General features: G+C 54.3%; 17 protein-coding genes. 7 read left to right on the forward strand and 10 right to left on the reverse strand.

Annotated features, from left to right (window positions below; translation table 11 throughout):
- Positions 1-154 precede the first annotated feature (154 nt).
- A complete protein-coding gene (locus JUJ53_RS13600; RefSeq protein WP_204152570.1) occupies positions 155-838 on the forward strand; it encodes a DUF6629 family protein in 684 nt (227 codons plus the stop codon).
- A 126-nt stretch (positions 839-964) separates the two neighbouring features.
- Positions 965-1,375 carry a DUF1257 domain-containing protein gene (locus JUJ53_RS13605; protein ID WP_204152571.1) on the forward strand — a complete coding sequence of 137 codons (411 nt, stop codon included), beginning with the start codon at positions 965-967 and terminating at the stop codon, positions 1,373-1,375.
- 75 nt (positions 1,376-1,450) lie between these two features.
- Here the strand turns inward: JUJ53_RS13605 and JUJ53_RS13610 are convergent, their stop codons facing one another.
- The gene (locus tag JUJ53_RS13610) at positions 1,451-1,843 is read right to left on the reverse strand and encodes a hypothetical protein (RefSeq protein WP_204152572.1); all 393 of its coding nucleotides are present in this window, start codon (positions 1,841-1,843) and stop codon (positions 1,451-1,453) included.
- A 286-nt stretch (positions 1,844-2,129) separates the two neighbouring features.
- Between JUJ53_RS13610 and ureC the strand changes: the two genes are divergently transcribed.
- Positions 2,130-3,839: an urease subunit alpha gene (gene ureC, locus JUJ53_RS13615; protein ID WP_204152573.1), complete on the forward strand. Its 1,710-nt coding sequence runs from the start codon at positions 2,130-2,132 to the stop codon at positions 3,837-3,839.
- Positions 3,840-3,927: 88 nt separating this feature from the next.
- A complete protein-coding gene (locus JUJ53_RS13620; protein ID WP_204152574.1) occupies positions 3,928-5,268 on the forward strand; it encodes a HAMP domain-containing sensor histidine kinase in 1,341 nt (446 codons plus the stop codon).
- Positions 5,269-5,609: 341 nt separating this feature from the next.
- Here the strand turns inward: JUJ53_RS13620 and trxA are convergent, their stop codons facing one another.
- The 7 genes from trxA to grpE all read right to left on the reverse strand — a co-directional run bounded on the left by trxA (position 5,610) and on the right by grpE (position 13,549).
- On the reverse strand, positions 5,610-5,933 hold the full coding sequence (gene trxA, locus JUJ53_RS13625) for a thioredoxin (RefSeq protein ID WP_204152575.1): 324 nt from the start codon (positions 5,931-5,933) through the stop codon (positions 5,610-5,612).
- 315 nt (positions 5,934-6,248) lie between these two features.
- On the reverse strand, positions 6,249-7,622 hold the full coding sequence (gene gor, locus JUJ53_RS13630) for a glutathione-disulfide reductase (RefSeq protein WP_204152576.1): 1,374 nt from the start codon (positions 7,620-7,622) through the stop codon (positions 6,249-6,251).
- Positions 7,623-7,723: 101 nt separating this feature from the next.
- Positions 7,724-8,848, reverse strand: coding sequence for a small ribosomal subunit biogenesis GTPase RsgA (rsgA, locus tag JUJ53_RS13635; RefSeq protein ID WP_204152577.1), 1,125 nt, complete (start codon positions 8,846-8,848; stop codon positions 7,724-7,726).
- Positions 8,845-9,108, reverse strand: coding sequence for a sulfurtransferase TusA family protein (locus JUJ53_RS13640; protein ID WP_204152578.1), 264 nt, complete (start codon positions 9,106-9,108; stop codon positions 8,845-8,847). Before JUJ53_RS13640 ends, rsgA begins: the two co-directional genes overlap by 4 nt.
- Positions 9,105-10,253 carry a molecular chaperone DnaJ gene (gene dnaJ / locus JUJ53_RS13645; RefSeq protein WP_204152579.1) on the reverse strand — a complete coding sequence of 383 codons (1,149 nt, stop codon included), beginning with the start codon at positions 10,251-10,253 and terminating at the stop codon, positions 9,105-9,107. Before dnaJ ends, JUJ53_RS13640 begins: the two co-directional genes overlap by 4 nt.
- 229 nt (positions 10,254-10,482) lie before the next feature.
- Complete coding sequence (dnaK, locus tag JUJ53_RS13650; RefSeq protein WP_204152580.1) at positions 10,483-12,450, reverse strand: molecular chaperone DnaK; 1,968 nt, start codon at positions 12,448-12,450, stop codon at positions 10,483-10,485.
- 322 nt (positions 12,451-12,772) lie between these two features.
- Positions 12,773-13,549, reverse strand: coding sequence for a nucleotide exchange factor GrpE (gene grpE / locus JUJ53_RS13655; protein WP_204152581.1), 777 nt, complete (start codon positions 13,547-13,549; stop codon positions 12,773-12,775).
- A 436-nt stretch (positions 13,550-13,985) separates the two neighbouring features.
- Here grpE and JUJ53_RS13660 point away from each other — a divergent pair, with 436 nt between their 5' ends.
- Positions 13,986-15,917, forward strand: coding sequence for a tetratricopeptide repeat protein (locus tag JUJ53_RS13660; RefSeq protein WP_204152582.1), 1,932 nt, complete (start codon positions 13,986-13,988; stop codon positions 15,915-15,917).
- Here the strand turns inward: JUJ53_RS13660 and JUJ53_RS13665 are convergent.
- The gene (locus JUJ53_RS13665) at positions 15,914-16,129 is read right to left on the reverse strand and encodes a hypothetical protein (RefSeq protein ID WP_204152583.1); all 216 of its coding nucleotides are present in this window, start codon (positions 16,127-16,129) and stop codon (positions 15,914-15,916) included. The two genes, JUJ53_RS13660 and JUJ53_RS13665, sit on opposite strands and share 4 nt — an antisense overlap.
- Positions 16,130-16,404: 275 nt before the next feature.
- On the opposite strand from JUJ53_RS13665, the gene JUJ53_RS13670 reads away from it, so the two are divergent.
- Complete coding sequence (locus tag JUJ53_RS13670; RefSeq protein ID WP_204152584.1) at positions 16,405-17,874, forward strand: ATP-dependent DNA helicase RecQ; 1,470 nt, start codon at positions 16,405-16,407, stop codon at positions 17,872-17,874.
- Here JUJ53_RS13670 and JUJ53_RS13675 read toward each other — a convergent pair.
- Positions 17,871-18,275: a hypothetical protein gene (locus JUJ53_RS13675; protein WP_204152585.1), complete on the reverse strand. Its 405-nt coding sequence runs from the start codon at positions 18,273-18,275 to the stop codon at positions 17,871-17,873. The two genes, JUJ53_RS13670 and JUJ53_RS13675, sit on opposite strands and share 4 nt — an antisense overlap.
- 526 nt (positions 18,276-18,801) lie before the next feature.
- Between JUJ53_RS13675 and JUJ53_RS13680 the strand changes: the two genes are divergently transcribed.
- Positions 18,802-19,587 (forward strand): RNA polymerase sigma factor SigF, encoded by a 786-nt coding sequence (locus JUJ53_RS13680; RefSeq protein ID WP_204152586.1) that lies wholly within the window; start codon positions 18,802-18,804, stop codon positions 19,585-19,587.
- Positions 19,588-19,608: the final 21 nt, after the last annotated feature.

Genomic DNA, 19,608 nt, shown 5'->3' on the forward strand with positions numbered 1-19,608 from the left:
GTCAAAAAAGAAGCATTGCTGAATAGTGGTTTCTTGGTATTACTGAACCAGGAGATAAACCTCTAGCTACAGGATCCGAAACTCTATGTAAAATGTTGTGGCGTTATGCCGCTATTCAGCAACGGGCTGAGCTAAATGTATGAGGAGTGGAGCCATGTGCTTTTCTGCAACCGCGAGTTTCACCATCAGCGCAGCGCTACTGCCCATTGGCGGGTGGTGTATCAACAAAGCCTGGCAAAGCGATCGCCACTATTTGCCCCTAGCTGCCTTCCCACTGGCTTTTGGCATCCAGCAGGCTATTGAAGGCATCGTGTGGCTGGGGATAGATGCCCATAACTCAGCCATGCTTACAGCGGCGGCTACGGGATTTATCTTCTTTTCCCATGGTTTTTGGCTGGTCTGGACACCGTTTATGGCCTGGATGCTCGAAACGCGATCGCGCTTCAGGCGACTCTGGCAGATCATGACCCTGCTTGGGATGCTCTTAGCTGCCTATTTCCTGGTACCGTTAGCGTTCAATCCCGATTGGCTGACCGTGACTGTCCAGGAGCGGCTCGCTTATAAACTCCAAGATCTGACGTCTTCTCCTATCTTAGAAGCTCTAGGGCGATTGCTCTACATTTCCACTATCGTAGCTCCATTACTGTTGGTGAATCAGTCTGCCGTGCAGGGACTAGGCTGGCTAGTCCTTGGAGCATTGGTGATCGTGGCGCGATATTTTAGTGCAGCTTCAATTTCTGTCTGGTGTTATTTTGCCGCAGTGGCGTCGCTCTATGTAGGTTATCTGTTTTACCAAGACATTGCTGAAGAGCGATCGCTTCCGGCGGAAGAAGGGTAGACGATGAGACAAGCTAGGCACTTAGATATAGTTTTGGTTTCAGAGCATGAACTCAACACCATGACCCATGACAGGATCTTCGAGGTGTTGAGTTAGCATAGGGCTAATGAACCCCGCCATAAATCCATGTCCCACTTCTCCGCTATTAAGACTCAGATTAAGAGTGCTGATGCTCTCCTGCAAGCCTTGGCAGACCTCGGTTTCCGCACCGTGGAACATCACACAACCGCCCAGTCGCTGTATGGCTACCAAGGAGACCGGCGATCGCAAACCGCTGAGGTGATCGTTCGCCGCAAGTATCTTGGCCATCTCAGTAACGACCTTGGCTTCAAGCGCCAAGATGACGGCACCTACCAAGCAATTATTTCTGACTACGATCGCGGCCATGACTATGGTCAAGATTGGCTCAATCAACTCACCCAGCGCTATGGTTACCATCATCTAAAAGCGATCGCCCCTGCCCAAGGATTTGCGATCGAAGAGGAAGAAACGCTGGCTGATGGCACGATTCGTCTTGTGGTGGGTCGCTGGCAGTAAGTCAGACATCGCTCAGCATCTAGCTATTCTGGTTAAGGATGGTCAACCGGGGGACTGCCTAATCTGAAGGTAGGGCTAAGGATCTAGGTCGATCAATCGGCCAAAAACCGCCAGACTTTTATGTTCATAGACTAACAAATCTGTGGAACATATCTGCAATACAAAATAATCCTTACAACCTGAATTATTGGTCACAAAATTTTGGAGCCCTCTATCGAGAAATCTACGTAAGGGAAATGGAAGTATATCTAAAAAAAACTTAGAAATATCTTCTGCATTCTCACAAGTCTGAATCACATTCTGTCTGGTTATGGAAGGATTTGCTCTGAGGGCTAAGTCCGCACAAACTTTTGGCGGAATAACAGTCGTTGCATGTTGAATATAGTCGTCTTCACTGGGTTTGGTGGCAGCCATAGAGATAAGTGTGGCTGTTAGCCCAGCAAGTACTATTGTACCTAGTGTATTCATAGGTGCTCCCCGATAAAAATGCTTTCATCAGATGTATACAAATGCCGATACCCCACTCTTCGGTTGAGGATTCAGTGGTTATGCATGGAGCGCATGTCTAATGTTCAAGAACCCTCTAAAGGTCACTTCGAATGTCGGATGCAGCCTGATCGCCTTAACCTTCAGCAACACCTGTCAAAAGCCGATCGCTCTGTGGTACCCTTTGCGAGTTAGTGTCCTAGGGTACAACGGTGTAAACCAGACCCCTGAGACAATCGCCCATGAATGTCAACATTGAGGGAGTGCTATGAGCTATCGCATGGATCGCCGCGCCTATGCCGAAACCTACGGGCCCACCGTAGGCGATCGCATCCGATTGGCTGATACGGCTCTGATTATCGAAGTGGAGCAGGACTTTACCACCTATGGCAACGAGGTGAAGTTTGGCGGCGGCAAGGTGATCCGCGATGGTATGGGACAATCGCCCATCTCCACAGCGGAGGGTGCGGTAGACACCGTGATCACCAATGCGCTGATTTTGGACTGGTGGGGCATTGTCAAGGCGGATGTGGGTCTCAAAAATGGACGGATCTACAAAATTGGCAAAGCTGGCAATCCCTACATCCAAGATGACGTAGACATTATTATCGGGCCAGGGACGGAGGCGATCGCTGGCGAGGGCATGATCCTCACGGCGGGTGGCATTGATGCCCACATTCACTTCATCTGTCCCCAGCAAATTGAGACAGCGATCGCTTCTGGGGTAACGACGATGATCGGTGGTGGTACGGGCCCGGCCACCGGCACCAATGCCACCACCTGCACGCCTGGCGCTTGGCACATTTGGCGAATGCTGCAGGCAACGGATGCCTTTCCGCTGAACTTTGGCTTCATGGGTAAGGGCAACAGCGCTCAGCAGCCAGGATTGATTGAGCAGGTGATGGCGGGGGTGATCGGGCTGAAGCTTCACGAAGACTGGGGAACCACTCCGGCAGCGATCGATACCTGTCTGAGCGTTGCTGAGGACTATGATCTCCAGGTCGCCATCCACACCGATACCCTCAATGAAGCTGGTTTTGTGGAAGATACGATCGCTGCCTTTAAGGGACGAACGATTCACACGTACCATACGGAGGGTGCTGGGGGCGGTCATGCGCCGGATATTATCAAGGTTTGTGGCGAGTCTAATGTATTGCCCTCTTCGACGAATCCCACCCGTCCCTACACGGTGAATACGTTAGAAGAACATTTAGATATGCTGATGGTCTGTCATCACCTGAGCCGCAGCATTCCTGAAGATGTGGCGTTTGCAGAATCGCGCATTCGCCGAGAAACGATCGCTGCTGAAGATATCTTGCATGATCTGGGTGCTTTTAGCATGATTTCTTCCGACTCCCAAGCCATGGGACGCGTAGGTGAGGTGATTATCCGTACCTGGCAAACGGCCCATAAGATGAAGGTGCAGCGCGGCCCATTGTCGGAAGATAGCGATCGCAATGATAATCACCGAGCGAAGCGCTATGTGGCCAAGTACACGATTAACCCGGCGCTCACCCATGGCGTTGCCCATGAAATTGGCTCAGTTGAGGAAGGTAAGTTAGCGGATCTTTGTCTGTGGAAACCGGCGTTCTTTGGCGTGAAGCCAGAATTGGTGATTAAGGGCGGGGCGATCGCTTGGGCCCAGATGGGCGATCCTAATGCCAGTATTCCCACGCCCCAGCCGGTGCATATGCGGCCGATGTTTGGCAGCTATGGGGGGGCGATCGCGGCGACGTCGTTGACCTTTGTGTCGAAGGCGGCGGTGGCTCAAGGCATTGCAGGTAAGATTGGGCTGCAAAAACCAGCGGTGGCGGTGATGAATATCCGTAATGTGGGCAAGGCAGATATGAAGCTGAATAACTACCAGCCGGTGATGGAGGTGAATCCAGAAACCTACGAAGTGCGGGCCGATGGTGAGTTGCTCACCTGTGAACCGGCGGAGGTGCTTCCCATGGCCCAGCGTTACTTCCTGTTTTAAGCCCTCGGGGGCGATCGCTGCTCTCTTAATCGTTGGCAGGAACGATATACTCAGGATCGTAGCGCCCAATAGCGCCAAGGAGTATGGCATGTTTCAGGCGACCCGCCGTCGTTTAGCTCTGTGGTATACCACCGTGACAGCGGTGCTGCTGCTGCTGTTTGCCACCGGGTTTTACGTCTACGTGCGCAATACCTTGGTGGAGCGGGTGGACGATACCCTCAACCATGTGGTGGAAATTATCGGGCGATCGCTGGTGATTGAAGCCATGCCCCAAGACAATCCCCTTGCGCCGCGTCAGTATCAGGTCAACCTAGAGGCGAGTTTTCGCGACAATGCCGATACGGTGGAGGATGACCATATTGATCTGGAATGGTTCAGTCCTACGGGGGATCTGCTGTGGTCTACTTTTGCTAGCCAGCCCCAGATTCCAGTTCACCTCAATCCCCAGGGTGAGACGGTGCATCTGAGCGGCGACCAAGTACTGCGCCAGGTGACCCAGCGGATTGAGCAGGGGCGGCAGGTGTTGGGCTATCTACGGGTGAGTCATCCTTGGTTTGAGGTGACCAAGCCCACGCGGCGGCTGATTGTGGATTTGAGCCTAGGCACCAGTTTGATGGTGGGTGGAGTGGCGGCCATTGGCTGGCTGCTGTCGGGGTTGGCGATCGCCCCCGTGCGCGACTCCTACCAACGACTGAAGCAGTTCACCGCTGATGCATCCCACGAATTGCGCAACCCGATCGCCGTGATTCAAACCAATGTGCAGGCGGCGCTGACGGATCCAGATCCCGAATGGCAGCAGCAGCAGCTCCAGGTGGTAGAACGGCTCACCCGGCGGCTAGGGCGACTGGTGGATGACCTGCTGTTCCTGGCTCGCCAAGACAGTAGCCTGGTGACGCTGCGGCAAGACCCGATCCAGCTTGGGGAGTTGCTCACCGAAGTGTTGGAAGAACAGCACAGCATGGCAGATGAAAAGGCGATCGCCCTCCACCTAACCCAGCCCGATGCCCAACCCAGTCCAGCTAGCCGCTGCCTACGGGGCGATCGCGATCAGCTGAGTCGTCTCTTCACCAACCTGATCAGCAACAGCATTCGCTACACCCCCAGCGGCGGCCAGGTGCAGGTCACCCTAGAGGGGCGATCGCGCCATGGCCTACCAGGATTGGAGATTGTCGTCCAGGATACCGGCATTGGCATCCCACCTGACGCTCTGCCCCATCTCTTTGATCGGTTCTACCGGGTTGACCCAGCCCGCACCCACAGCAGTGATGGCGATCGCCCCCAGTCGGCCGGATCGGGGTTGGGCCTGGCGATCGCTCAGGTGATTGTCGAAAACCACCACGGCACGATTACCATCGACAGCAGTCCGCAGCAGGGCACCCGCGTCACCGTTTTTCTACCCCAAGGAGAGCGATCGGAGGAACTGGCGTAGGCTGTCAGCCGGCCAGATTTCGTTGTCTCAACCTCAGTTCGGGTTAAGAGAAACCAGGAAAGGCAGGGCCGTATAAGCTGAACTGGAGCTCACGAGGCTTAGCCCAGAAGCCGTTCGAGGACTTTTGAGAACTTTCAAGGACTATGAAATGGCGTTCTTTGCCTGATCCAAACGGACGGCGCTGATGAGCATGGAGATTGGGAGAGCGATCGCCCCCCCAACAAAAGCAAAGGGCTCCATTGTGGGAATGAAGCCCTAGAGTGCTATTCAGCCTTAAAAAGACCCTGATATCCCAAGCTTGTTAGGAACCATTAGCGTTGTCCACCAACGATGACCTCAGATTAGAGGTACTTTTCGAGGGTGGTCGCCAACGTGGTTTTAGGAACAGCCCCAACCACCATGTCAACGCGCTGACCGCCCTTGAAAATCATCAAGGTGGGAATGCTGCGAATGCCATATTGGCTAGCTACACTGGGGTTTTCGTCAGTATTGACTTTAACAACTTTGACTTGTCCGGCATATTGTTCCGAGATTTCGTCTACCACGGGAGCCACCATCCGGCAGGGGCCACACCAGGGTGCCCAGAAATCAACCAATACCGGAAGTTCGCTTTCTAGAACTTCGTCTTTAAAACTAGCGTCTGTAACTTGTGCGGCTGCTGACATTCGTGAAAATCCTTGCCTACACTACCTTCAACGATTCTATCATAGCGGGTGTTGTGCATTGTTGTTCAAGGGATGTATCGAAGGTTACGATTCCCTGAAAACAGAAGGTGTGTAACGGGGTCTACCTATAATGCACCACCGATCAAGAGGAACCGCCTGAACATACTGTCCAGGCGGAGTGTGGTGTGAGGAGTGAACGGAAACTTGCGTCTCCGCCAATTTCATTATAGGAGATGCCTATAGCTTTTCCAGTGGGTCATCACACATCGTTTAGGGTGCTGGTTGACAAATGATCGACCATCTTGCTACCAACCTCTAACGCATGGTGACAAATTCTTCGGCAGAACTGGGGTGAATACCCACGGTGGCATCGAAATCGGCCTTGGTTGCGCCCATTTTCACAGCGATCGCTACCCCTTGGATAATCTCCGCTGCATAGTCGCCCACCATATGCGCCCCAAGCACCTTTTGGCTTTCGGTATGCACAATCAGCTTCATCAAGGTTTTTTCTTCCTTGCCCGCCAAGGTGTAGTACATGGGGCGAAAACGACTGCGGTAGATGGTGATGCCATCGCCATACTGCTCCCGAGCTTCTGCTTCCGACAGCCCCACGGTGGCGGCTTCCGGGGTGGTGAAAATCGCGGTGGGTACGTTGTCGTAGCTCATGGTGCGCGACTTGTTGCCAAACTGGGTATCGGAGAAGGCGCGTCCTTCGTTAATGGCAACAGGGGTAAGGTTGATGCGATCGGTGCAGTCGCCCACGGCAAAAATATTGGGTTCTGCCGTTTGGCTATAGGCATCAGTGGCGATCGCCCCTTGCTTCACCTCAACCTTGGTGTTGTCTAGACCTAGGTTAGATAAGTTGGGACGACGACCGGTGGCCGCCAAGCTCACCACATCGGTGATCACCGTTTCTTGAAACTCTTCCTCGTCTTCGCCTAGACCGATTTTGCCGCTCACCTGCACCCGCAGACGATGCTCGGTTTTCTCGATACTCAGGACGCTAAAGCTATGCACAAGGGTGATGCCGTGGTTGAGCATCGCCTGATGAATTTCGATTCGCAGATCGCTATCAAAACCGCGCAAAATCATCGGGCCTCGGATAATTTGGGTGACCTGAGTTCCTAGACCATGGAGAATACAGGCAAATTCTGAGCCGATATAGCCCCCACCCAAAACCACTACATGCTTAGGCTGTTCACTCAGATGAAACACATCATCGGAGGTCATGGCATGTTCAATACCAGGAATGTTGGGTTTGACAGGCTTGCCGCCCACCGCGATCAAGATTTTGTCTGCCGTGACCGTGCGATCGCCCACCTTGAGGGTATGGGCATCAATGAACTGGGCATGGGCATCAAAAAGATCCACCTTGGAGTTGTCCAACATGCGCTGGTAAATGCCATTCAGGCGCGTCACCTCGTTGTTCACAGCGGTGATCATGTGGTTCCAGTCCAACGTGCTCTGCACCGGGCTCCAGCCATAGCCTTGTGCCTCTTCAAACTGGGAGGGAAAGTGGGAGGCATAGACCATCAATTTCTTGGGTACACAGCCCCGATTCACACAGGTGCCGCCGAGGCGATCGCTCTCTGCTAACCCCACCTTCGCTCCATATTGTGCTGCCCGCCGAGCTGCTGCAATCCCGCCCGAACCGCCACCAATCACAAATAGATCGTAGTCATATACCATGGTTATCCTCCTAATATGCGTAAGCCAATGGGGCATTCAGAGCCCAGATCCTGTCCTGTTGCCAACGATCTGCCATGGGGATGCGGCAGTGGGCAAGGGTTCTAGTCTTCTTCATCCAAGGTCAAATCTTGCAGGTTACCGCAGAGATGGTGCAGGGTTTGGTGCTGAGCACGGCGCGATGGACGACGATATTTCTTGGTAGACAGCTTGGGTTCATGGGTCACCTGTCCGTCTTCCCCTACCTTCAGTTTAGTCGTTGACTCCCCGTCTCCTAGCTTTTCCTGGGCCGTCTCATACTGGGTCACCTCGTCGAGAAAGGTGAGGTAGTGGTCATAGCGTTCCCAGTCGCCCCGTACCGCACAGTCCGGCTCATCGCGATGGAGGCAATTGCTAAATTGACAGGAGGCTTGCTCCAAGCGCTGGCGGATTTCTGGAAAGCAGCGGGCCAGTTGAACAGCCGTACAGTCCCAGTCGGGCTGATTGAAACCGGGAGTATCCGCCAACAATCCCCCACTGGGCAGCTCAAACAACTCCACATGACGGGTGGTATGCCGCCCTCGCCCCAGCTTGCCAGATACCGCCCCCACCCGCAGATCGACGCTGGGGATCAGTTGGTTGATCAAGCTGGATTTACCCACGCCAGACGGCCCAGAAATCACCGTAATCCGATCGCGCAGTTGTCTTCGAATGGGATCAAGATTTTGACCGGTGTAGTTGCTGATCATTAAGGGATGGTAGCCCCAGGCCTGTAGATCTGCGCTCAGACGCTGCTGCTGCTCAATCGGCACCAAATCAGCTTTGCTCAAACAAAGGCTCACGGAAAGCTGAGTGGATTCTGCCTTCACCAAAAAGCGGCTCAACTGCAGCCGATCCAGGGTCGGTTCCACTAAGGCAAACACCAGCAAAATGTGGCTAGCGTTGGCCACCGGGGGGCGATCCAGTTCCGTCTGGCGCGGCATCACCTGGGCGATCGCTCCCCGAGCATTTTGCCAGTCCGGCTCTTCCACCACCACCCGATCGCCCACCCATACCTGCTGACCAATTTTCTTCAGCCGGGCCCGGCGCGTGCAGAGCAGGAGGTGCGGGGCGATCGCCGACTCTTCCGCAGGCGGTTGATCCAAGCGCACTTGGTAGTAGTTGGCCTGGGTAGCAATCACCGTTCCTGTCCAAGGGGGCGATCGCAACAGATCAGGGGAGGAAGCCACCCCCAGGGATACATCCGTCATGCGAGGTCTAAGGGTCGCTGCACCGTCACCCGAAAGAAATCCGCGCGCTCTTCAATGGCTTCGACCACATAGCCTTCCATGCGTAGACTATCCGGCACCTGTTCAATCGGCTCACCGGGATCAAGCCATACTTCTAAGCGATCGCCCGGCGCTATTTTCTGCAGATATAGCTTGGTGCGCACAAAGTTGATGGGACAGGGCGTCCCTCGAAGGTCAAGACGATGCTCCGTACTAGAATCTGGGGCTGACGCGTGACTCATCCTCGGAACAGGCCTCCCAAGAACCGTTCAAATCCACTGGCTTTGCCAAAGCGTTCGCCATGGAGTTTGGCCAATTTTTCCAGAAGGTCTTGCTCCTCCGACGGTAGACGGCTGGGGTTGGGGATTTCCACCAAAATCGTGAGCAGATGATCGCCCCGACTCACCGGATTACCTAGGCGAGGCACCCCCTTATCCTCCAACACTAAAACCGTGTTGGGCTGGGTACCCGATTTAATTTCCACCTCATGCTTGCCATCCACCGTATCCACTTCAATATTGCAGCCTAGGATGGCCTGGAGATAGCTGATCTTCACATCTGACAAGATGTTGATGCCGTCTCGCTTAAACTCTGCATCTTCATTGACGAAGAGGTGTACGTACAGATCTCCCGGCGGGCCGCCGCGCTGCCCCGCATCACCCTTGGAAGGCACTCGTAGACTGGTGCCGGTATCGACCCCAGCGGGCACGGTAATTTTGAGCTTCTTGGTTTCTTGCTTTTGGCCCTTGCCACCGCAGGCGTCACACTTCTCCTCAATCACCTGGCCACTGCCGCTGCAGGTGGGGCAAACCGATACCTGAGTGAAGCTACCAAAGGGTGTGCGCGTGGCGCGCCGCACCTGACCCATACCAGCGCAGGTGGAACAGGTTTTCGGCTGAGTGCCAGGCTTGGCCCCACTGCCGCTACAAACGGAGCAGGTTTCTAGGGTGTTGATGCGAATTTCTTTATCGCAGCCAAACACCGCATCCCGAAACTCTAGCTTCAGATCGAGGCGCAGGTCATTGCCGCGCACCGGCCCATTGCGACGCCGGCCACTAGGCTGCCCTGGCCCAGGGCCACCGCCCGAAAATCCGCTGAAGAAGCTTTCAAAAATGTCGGCAAAACCACCGAAGTCACTGAAGTCTTGAGCACCCATACCGGCCCCAGAGCTAACTCCAGCCTCTCCATAGCGGTCATAGCGCGCCCGGATATCTGGCTCAGAGAGAACCTCATAGGCGCGGTTAATTTCTTTAAAGCGCTCTTCGGCCCCATCTTCCTTGTTGACGTCGGGGTGATACTTTCGGGCTAGCCGCCGATAGGCACGCTTAAGTTCCTCTTTGTCTGCACTGCGAGAAACGCCGAGTATATCGTAATAATCACGAGCCATAAAGGGATGTCTCTGAAAATGAACGCGGTTGCCAATATGCGCTAAGGCTGATGTAACCCATGCCCTGCCTTGCTTGATCCACTAAGCCTTGCTAGCGATCGCCAGAGAGCATAGCTAGATAGCAGTAGCTAGAGTCATTTTAGAACGCTAGTGTCTATCATAATCGACCCATTCCCTGCTGAGCCATGGTTGACTCGGGGATGAGTGAATAAATCTAACCGCGATCGCCCTAGTCAATGGCTTCGTAATCGGCTGTCACGGTTTCATCATGCTCAAAATCGAACTCATCAAAACTTTCTACATCATCATCCTGTTCCGTCGCTCCATTCAGCCCGCCACCCACTGGCTCATAGTCTGGGGTGTATGTATTGGAACTGTCCTCAGAGTTAGCCTGTTGATAGACCGAGGATCCAATTTCAAACAGAGCTTGCTGCAAGGAATCTAGGCGTTCTAGCATCACCTCTACCGCAATGGAGCGATCGGCGATCGCTGCCCTCAAGTCCGCCACCCGCTCCGCAGCCCGCGCTTTCAGCCCGTCATCAATAAACTCGGCATTGTCACGAATCGTTGATTCGTAGCTATAGAAGAGGTTATCAGCCTGGTTGCGCAGCTCGACCAGCTTCTTCCGCCGATCGTCGTCTTCGGCGTAGAGTTCTGCTTCTTGGCGCATCCGTTCCACTTCAGCGTCATTCAGCCCGCCGGTGTTGGAGATGCGAATGCTTTGTTCTCGTCCTGTGCCCTTGTCCCGAGCTGCCACTTGCAAAATGCCGTTGGCGTCAATTTCAAAGGCCACTTCAATTTGGGGCACGCCCCTGGGCGCAGGCGGAATGCCGGTCAACTGGAACTTACCCAGACTCTTATTGTCCTTGGCAAGCGCCCGTTCACCTTGAAGGACGTGAATCTCCACCGAGGTTTGCCCATCCGTTGCCGTCGAGAAGGTTTGGGTTTTGCTGGTGGGAATGGTGGTGTTGCGTTCGATAATCTTGGTAAACACTTCGCCCAAGGTTTCAATGCCCAAGGAAAGAGGCGTCACGTCTAGCAGCAGCAGGTCTTTCACCTCACCGCCTAGCACCCCGCCTTGAATCGCTACCCCCAAGGCCACGGCTTCATCCGGGTTGACGGAGCGATCGGGCGATTTTCCACCAAAGTAGTCACTAATGGCTTTTTGTACCGCTGGAATGCGGGTCGAGCCGCCCACCAAAATGATGCGATCGATGCCATCGGGCGATAGGCCACAATCCTTCAGGGCTTGGGCCACCGGGTCAATCGTGCTCTGGACTAAGGGAGCCACCAGCTCCTCGAACTTAGCACGGGTCAGCTCCGTTTCCAGATGCTTGGGCCCCGTGTCATCTGCCGTAATAAAGGGCAGGTTGACCGAGGTGTTGATCATGTTGGATAGCTCGATTTTGGCCTTTTCCGCCGCTTCCCGCAGCCGCTGCAGGGCCATCTTGTCGGTGGACAGGTCAATGCCTTCCTGCTCCCGGAAGCTGTCAATCATCCAGCAGACGACTGCGTTGTCAAAGTCATCCCCGCCTAGGTGGTTATTCCCGGCAGTAGCCTTGACCTCAAACACCCCATCGCCAAGCTGGAGCACAGACACATCGAAGGTGCCACCGCCCAAGTCAAACACCAACACACTCTGTTCCTGATCCTGCTTGTCAAGACCATAGGACAGGGCCGCCGCCGTCGGCTCATTGATAATCCGGAGTACCTCTAGCCCCGCAATGGTGCCAGCATCTTTAGTGGCTTGACGCTGGGCATCGGTGAAATAGGCGGGCACGGTGATGACAGCCTGGGTGGGTTCTTCGCCCAAGTAGTTTTCAGCATCCTGCTTCAGTTTTTGCAGGATCATGGCAGAGATTTCCTGGGGCGTGTAGGTACGTCCACGAATTTGGACATCCACCGTGTCATCTTTGCCCTTGACACAGGTATAAGACACCCGGCTGCGCTCTGTGGCGGTGTCATCCCATCGGCGGCCAATAAATCGCTTAATGCTGAACACCGTGTTTTCTGCGTTGGTGACAGCCTGACGCTTAGCAAGTTGCCCGACGAGTCGCTCACCTGATTTACCAAACCCCACAATGCTTGGGGTTGTCCGACCACCCTCAGAGTTGGAAATCACGACGGGCTGACCCCCTTCTAGGACAGACACGCAACTGTTGGTTGTACCCAGGTCAATACCGATTACTTTTCCCATGGCTAGAGGCTCTGAATGCGTTCAAGTGATTACACGAGTCTGAATGATGGGCAAGTCGCGCTTGCTGCTTCAACCTGTGTCTGGAACTTAGTATTCCGCAACTTGTTGAAAATTCAATCAACCTTAGCAATATCCGTCCTGAACGGGTTGATTTGCAAAGGCTTATCCCACAATCCAACTGACCAGAAAAACCAAGATGGCTCAACGGGTCATGACTGGCGGCAAGGCGCTCACCCATGATCCCCACGTCGTATATATAGAGATGTATAGAGACTAATCGGGTTGATTAGGGGCGATCGCTCCTAGGTTGCCCAACCTTACTCTATTCTTGCTCCCCTTGGGCTTCAGAGTTTTCATCTGAGGGTATCACGGGGTCAGGAGCAGCAGCAACTTTCACCATGGCATGGCGCAGAACCCGCTCACCCAGTTGGTAACCCCGCATCAGTTCTTCCATGACGATCCCTTCTTCATAGGCATCGGTTTGCTCGCGCATGACCGCATTGTGCAGATTGGGATCAAAGGGAACGCCCTCTGCCCGCATGGGCGCTACCCCAAGCCGCTTCAGGCAATCGACGAGTTGCTTGTATACCCCTTGGTAACTCTTATGAATCCCCATTTCGGCATCCGTCTGGGGTTTAATTTGCGATCGCGCCCGCTCAAAGTTGTCAACCACAGGCAGCAACTCGGTTACTGTAGAGCATTTCACCCGTTCTTCCTGTTCCTCCCGTTCCTTGCTGGTGCGCTTACGGAAGTTCTCAAAATCTGCACCCAATCGCACATATTGAAGATTGCGATCTTCAATATGTGCCTTCAATGACTCTACCTCTTGGGCGAGGGCGGCAATTTTAGACTCATACGCTTGAATAGCTGCATGTTCACTGGCAGTGCGATCGCCCCCTGGAGCATCTTCTACGCCAATAGCCTCATCGGAGGAAGCTATATCTGGGTTTAGAGATTCTGAGGGTGAAGAATCACTGTCCATCTCGTCGGGCAAATCATCAATACTCGTGACGACAGGAATGTCATACTCCTGATCGCCATCGGAGGGGTTGATGATTGTGTCTGATCCGTTGTCAACTTGCTTCTCTTCGTCGCCCATTGCACGCTACTTCCCAATTGTGAACTATGCCAATCTTAGGTGATGAATCTCAGCGAACCATAGGTTGTATCTTAGGTTGTATTTATAGATAGAACTAAGCTGTACTGGGTTGTACTTCATTAGTTATACCTAAGTTAACCCTGAGACCATCGGCCTTAGTCTAGGTTAGATCATAAATCTTGTGATACCCAATCTCTTATGGTGCAAGTTTGTTGGCCATGCCACGAAAACGCAAGGTGGCTGGGGCAGTGCTCAAGCGGGAATTCAACAGAGATCCTCAACCCCGTCATTCATCACTTCGCCCGTTCAGGGTGATGGGGACAATATCAGGCAAGCTCGTATTGTTACTGACGTCCATACCTCATGACGCCCTACACGAATGACACCCTACCCCCGTGGCTATGCCATAATCGACTCAACGCCGGGAATAGGGGACATGAACCAACTTTTGGGTGGACGCTACCAATTTATTAGGGTTCTAAAATCGAATGCGGTTGGGCAAACCTACCTGGCTGAAGATACCCAGGGTGAACAGCCATTGCCCTGTATCGTAAAGCGATTGCAAATTGCGAGTCGGAACCCTCGAACACAACGCTTTGTATCAGTGCTGCTGAAAAAAAAGGCAGAGACGCTGAGCAACTTCACCTGCTCCCAAGTCCCCAAAATTTTAGATTTCTTTGAAGAAGCCGCTGGCTTTTACATCATCGAAGAATATATTGAGGGACGTCCCCTCAGTGACCTATTTGCCCAGGGGCGTCCTTGGGACGAGGGATCGGTCATCCAGCTTTTACATGACATTTTAAATATTGTGGCGACGGTTCATAGCTGGGGCGTGATCCATCGCTGCATTGAGCCAGCCCACCTAATTCGCCGAGAGTCTGACCAGCAGTGGGTCTTGATCGGCTTTGGCATCTTCCATGAAATTAGTACGCAGGTCATGCGATCGCAAACGCCTCCCTCGTCTCCACTGCTGGGAGAGGCATCGACTTACCGTCCTACGGAGCAAACCCAAGGCCAACTTCAGTTTAGTAGCGACATCTATGCCGTGGGCATGATCGGCATTCAGGCGATTACGGGACTATCGAGCCTAGATCTCATGAAGCTGCGAGACTCGTCCACAGCTACCAATGGATCCAAGTCTCCTCAGATCCTCTGGCGTGACCAGGGCAACCTGTCCGATGAACTGGCCGAGATTCTCGATCGCATGGTCTGTCCGGCGGTGCATCAACGCTACCAGCTTGTGTCTGATGTTTTAAATGACCTGCAGCGGCTACGTCGTCAGGAGACGGCCCCTGGAGCCAGCGCCAGCCTGGGCGACGAGGCAGCGGAGCGCCCCCGTACCTCGATCGCTTCCATGAACTGGATGCGTCCTCTAGGTCTGGGGATCATTGCTATTCTTGGGGTTGCCGCCCTCATGTATAGTCAGATTCCCCAGCGGTGGTTGGCTCAGCGATCGCTGCAGCGGGCTACAAACTATCAGCAATCGGGAGCCACCGACAAGGCGCTGGCGCAGTATGAGCAGGCCATTACTCTCCAGCCCAGCGGTCAAGCATTTTATGACCGCGGTATGCTCCATCAGAGCATGGGAAATACTCAGGCGGCCCTAGAAGACCTTAGCCAGGCAATCCAGTTAAGCCCTGACAACAGCAATTTCCATTACCAACGGGGCAATATTCGGTTTGGGCTGGGCGATAGCGAAGGGGCAATCGCCGACTACACCGAAGCCATTCAGAAAGATCCCAATATGAGCAATGCCTATGTCAATCGGGGCAGCGTGCGTGCTGATCTAGGCGATGACCAAGGCGCGATCGCTGACTATACGGCAGCGCTACAGGTTGATCCCAACCAATCCGCCGCCTACTTAAACCGTTGCCTATCACGCTCAAATATTGGAGAACATCAGTCAGCGATCGCCGACTGTAGCCAGGCCATTCGCCTCCAGCCTAATTCTGTTTTGGCGTATCAAAATCGTGGACTCGTACGGCGGCGGATTGGAGATATTCGGGGCGCGATCGAAGATTTCAACATCGCCATTCGTCTTGATCCCCTAGATGCTGACCCATACTATAACCGGGGATTAGCAAGGTACGAATTGGGCGATCGAATGGGGGCGATCGCCGACTATACCGAAGCAATTCAGCGCAATCCTGATCATGTTTTTGCCTACTATGATCGGGCTGGCATCTATGCCGCAGACAATAATCTGGCGGCAGCGCTCGATGACTTTCAGCAGGCGGCAAAATTGTGTTTAGATGCTGGGCGAACTCGCTGTTACGAGGATGCTCAGTATCAAATCAGACAGCTCCAGGCGCGGGAGACTAGCAATCCACTCCCCGAGCAAGACACCAGCAGTCTAGATCAGGACTAGGAATCTTGGACGAGGCGATCGCCGCCGGGAAACGCCAGAATTTCTCGGCGACCGCTACCACGATAGACGGTTTCGCTGTCATGGTTTGAGATCACCTCCGAATCAGGGATCAAAGACTGAGTCTTGAAGGCTTGAGGAACTGACGCTTGGAGCGTAGCCACAAGACCGGTTACGGCGAGACCAAGAAGCAGGGTACGTTGGGCGATATGCATGGTAGTTTATCCATCTAGTCGTTCTAGTCCCCTATACGAACCCTCTAAAATCCCGTCCGGATGGCGATCGCCCCCAGGGCAAAGTTCAGTAAAATCCCGCAGATTCTCAGCCATGGCGATCCCCTAGGGCTGGACATCTAGTTGTTACGTTACACCCCGGCCATCTCCCTTACGGAAAGGCAGAAATAATACTGATTTTTACAGAAAGCATGTTTGAGTTGATACGGCTAAAACCTGCCTGGGCATTCTAAAGGCGATCGCTCATCAGGTCAGGGATGCATTCTGTTTATTCAAACCAACCCAGCACTGCCAATCTAGAGCTGCGATCGCGCCTAAGAGCAGCTCTCCGCAAAGTTTGGGGCTATGACGACTTTCGTTCACCCCAAGCCGACATTATTGAAAGCCTCTTGACGGGGCACGACACGCTGATCATCATGCCGACCGGGGGTGGCAAGTCCATCTGCTTTCAGTTGCCCGCCCTCATTCGACCAGGGTTGACCCTGGTAATCTCGCCGCTGATTGCCCTGATGGAAAATCAGGTACAGGACTTGCGTCGCCGCAAGCAACCCGCCGCCGTCCTCCATAGCCAACTGCCGCGATCGCACCAAGCGCAGACGCTGCGGGAGCTGGAGAGCGGTCGCCTGCGCTTGCTGTACCTATCGCCCGAAACATTGCTCAGCGAGAAAGTCTGGTCGCGGCTCTGCCAGCCCACGCTGCCTATCCATGCCTTGGTCGTCGATGAAGCCCATTGCCTAGCCCAGTGGGGAGAAACCTTCCGCCCGGCCTATCAGCGGCTGGGAGCCGTACGTTCCAGCCTCTTGCGCCATAAACCTCCCGGCTCCCATATGGCGATCGCTGCCTTTACCGCCACCGCCGACCCGCTCACCCAGCAGGCCATTGAGCAAGGGCTGGGTCTCAAGCACCCCAACGCCTTTCGCCTCAGCCCCTACCGCGCCAATTTACATCTCTCCGTCCATATTGCCTGGACGCCTCGGGGTCGCCGTCAGCGCTTGCTGCAGTTCATCCAAGCCCACCCCGATCAAGCCGGTCTGGTCTATGTGCGATCGCGCCAGGAGGGCGAAGAGCTAGCCGACTGGCTGCGACAGCAAGGCTATGCCACCGCCGCCTACCATGCTGGCGTACCGGCCAGCGATCGCCGCGCCATTGAAGCCGCTTGGCTATCCGGCAGCCTGCCCTTCGTTGTCTCCACATCCGCCTTTGGCATGGGCATCGACAAGGGCAACGTGCGCTGGATTGCCCACTTCCATCCCCCAGCTCTGCTCTCAGAATATGTGCAGGAAATTGGCCGAGCTGGGCGCGATGGGCAAGACTCCGAGGCGCTGATGTTGGTGAGTGAACCCACCGCCTGGCTGGATCCAGGCGATCGCCAGCGACAGCGCGGCTTCGAGCAGCAACTTCACCAGCAGGAGCGCGCCGCCCAGAGTTTAATCCGCCAAATTCCATCCGCAGGAACGGTGCGATCCGTAGAACAGTCGTCCACCGATGCCGCCATGGCCCTGGCTTTACTGCATCGTCAAGGCAAGCTCGTCTGGCCCGATCCCTTCCACTACCGCCTTCAGGCCACTCAGCCCACGCCGGTGCATTTGCCCCAAGCCAGCAAGAAGATGCGTCAGTATCTTTACACAGACCAGTGCCGCTGGCACTTCCTGCTCCAGGCCTTTGGCGCAACTGAAGGGCAAGTAGCTCGGTGTGGCCATTGCGATCGCTGCGATCGCCAGTCTTAACTCAAGGCATCATCACCGAGGGCGGGCGGATTAGGCTGAATGCCCCCATTCCAGTCTGCACATACATCACCCTCTACACCATAGGGATACATGCCGCAGATCAACCGCTGCCCTCCATACACCTTTCCGTGGTAGTGCTGACAGCCACGACAGGCACGGGGACGCTGGGATCGGGGTGCAGCCGGCACATCCTGCAAACGCTGTAAAAAATCTAGGTAGGACTGGGCCATGGCCGCCTGCTGCTTTCGCTGGCGCTCCGCTGCTAGCACCATGCTCATCGTGGTAAACCCTAAGCCTCCAGCTCCCAAACCTGCTGCGACCAGACGAAGGGTGGGCTGCTTGGCTTGCAGGGCAACCGCAAGGATGATCCCAGATGTGATCACAAACAAGGCATGTCTCATGGATGGCGATCTGACCACTCTGCCTTAGTGTGGCATGTCTCAGCAGCAGGTGGCACGGGGATACTCATCCGCCTAGTACTCTGAGGCGGAACCCGCCTAGCTGCTAAAGCAGGAGCCCTTGTATTCCCTGGACTTTCTTTGCATTTTTTTTGTCTTCGTTCTTCTATCTTCGTTCTTCTATCTTCGTTCTTCTATCTTGCGGTACTAGATGATCCATTCCTGATGAATTTTGCTTCTGCTCCATCCAGACCAATCAACATCCCGTTACAAAACTATACCGTTTGATGCTCCTGAGGATTTGCACGGAGAGTCTCCGCAGAGGCGCTGAAAACACTGATGCGATCGCCCTTTGTCGAGGGGGGTGATAGCCCTCATTCTCCTGGATTAACTTAGCCATTTTTGAAATGGTTCAGTGTTTATGCTGAACCTCCAAAGCCCACAGCATTTGACTCCCGTGGAATAACGATGGTAGCTCCCCGTCTCTCCATCGAGAATAAGGTTAAATCGGACGCAAGGTATGTCTCAGATGACAGCTACTCAATCTTCTCTTCGCTCCCGCAGCATGGAATTGTTGATGGCATATCAGCACAACCCATCCGTTGTGATTCGCAATAAACTTGTGCGGCTGAATGCTGGCTTAGTCCGTAAAATTGCCCATCGGGTAAGCCATCAATGCTCTGAACCCTACGAAGACCTAGAACAAATTGGCTATATCGGTCTCATTCGCGCCGTTGAGCGCTTTGACCCCACCCAAGGTTGTGCCTTTAGCTCCTTTGCAGTGCCCTATATTCGGGGCGAGATGCTGCACTTCCTTCGCGATCGCGGCAGTGCGGTCAAAGTGCCCCGCCGCCTTCAAGATATGCAGAAAGAAGGGCAGCGCGTGCGGTTGACCCTCACCAAAATTTTGGGTCATGAACCCACCGATGCTCAAGTCGCCAATGCGCTCGGCGTTTCTCTTTACGAATGGCGGGAAATTAAGATCGCGGCGAAGAACCGGCTGCCCCTCAGCCTTGATGCCATGGTTTGCCAGCAAATGGATGCGCAGATCACCCTGGGAGATACCCTGCCCGATACCCACTACCAAACCCTGCAGCGCCTAGAGGAAGATCGGCAGCAACTCCAGGGAGCCCTCAACCAGCTTGAAGAAAAAACCCGCGCGGCCATTGAGTTTGTCTTCTTCAACGATTTGTCCCGTAAAGAAGTAGCTGAGCGCATTGGCGTCAGCCCGATGACGGTGACTCGCCGCATCCAGCGGGGTCTTGAGCAAATGGTAGCGCTGCTCCAGCCCCAAGTGCTGCAAACCGATCCCTAGACCGCCATCCGCCACCGAGCG

Origin of the sequence: Leptolyngbya sp. CCY15150 (genome assembly GCF_016888135.1) — a bacterium.
GTDB lineage: Bacteria > Cyanobacteriota > Cyanobacteriia > RECH01 > RECH01 > RECH01.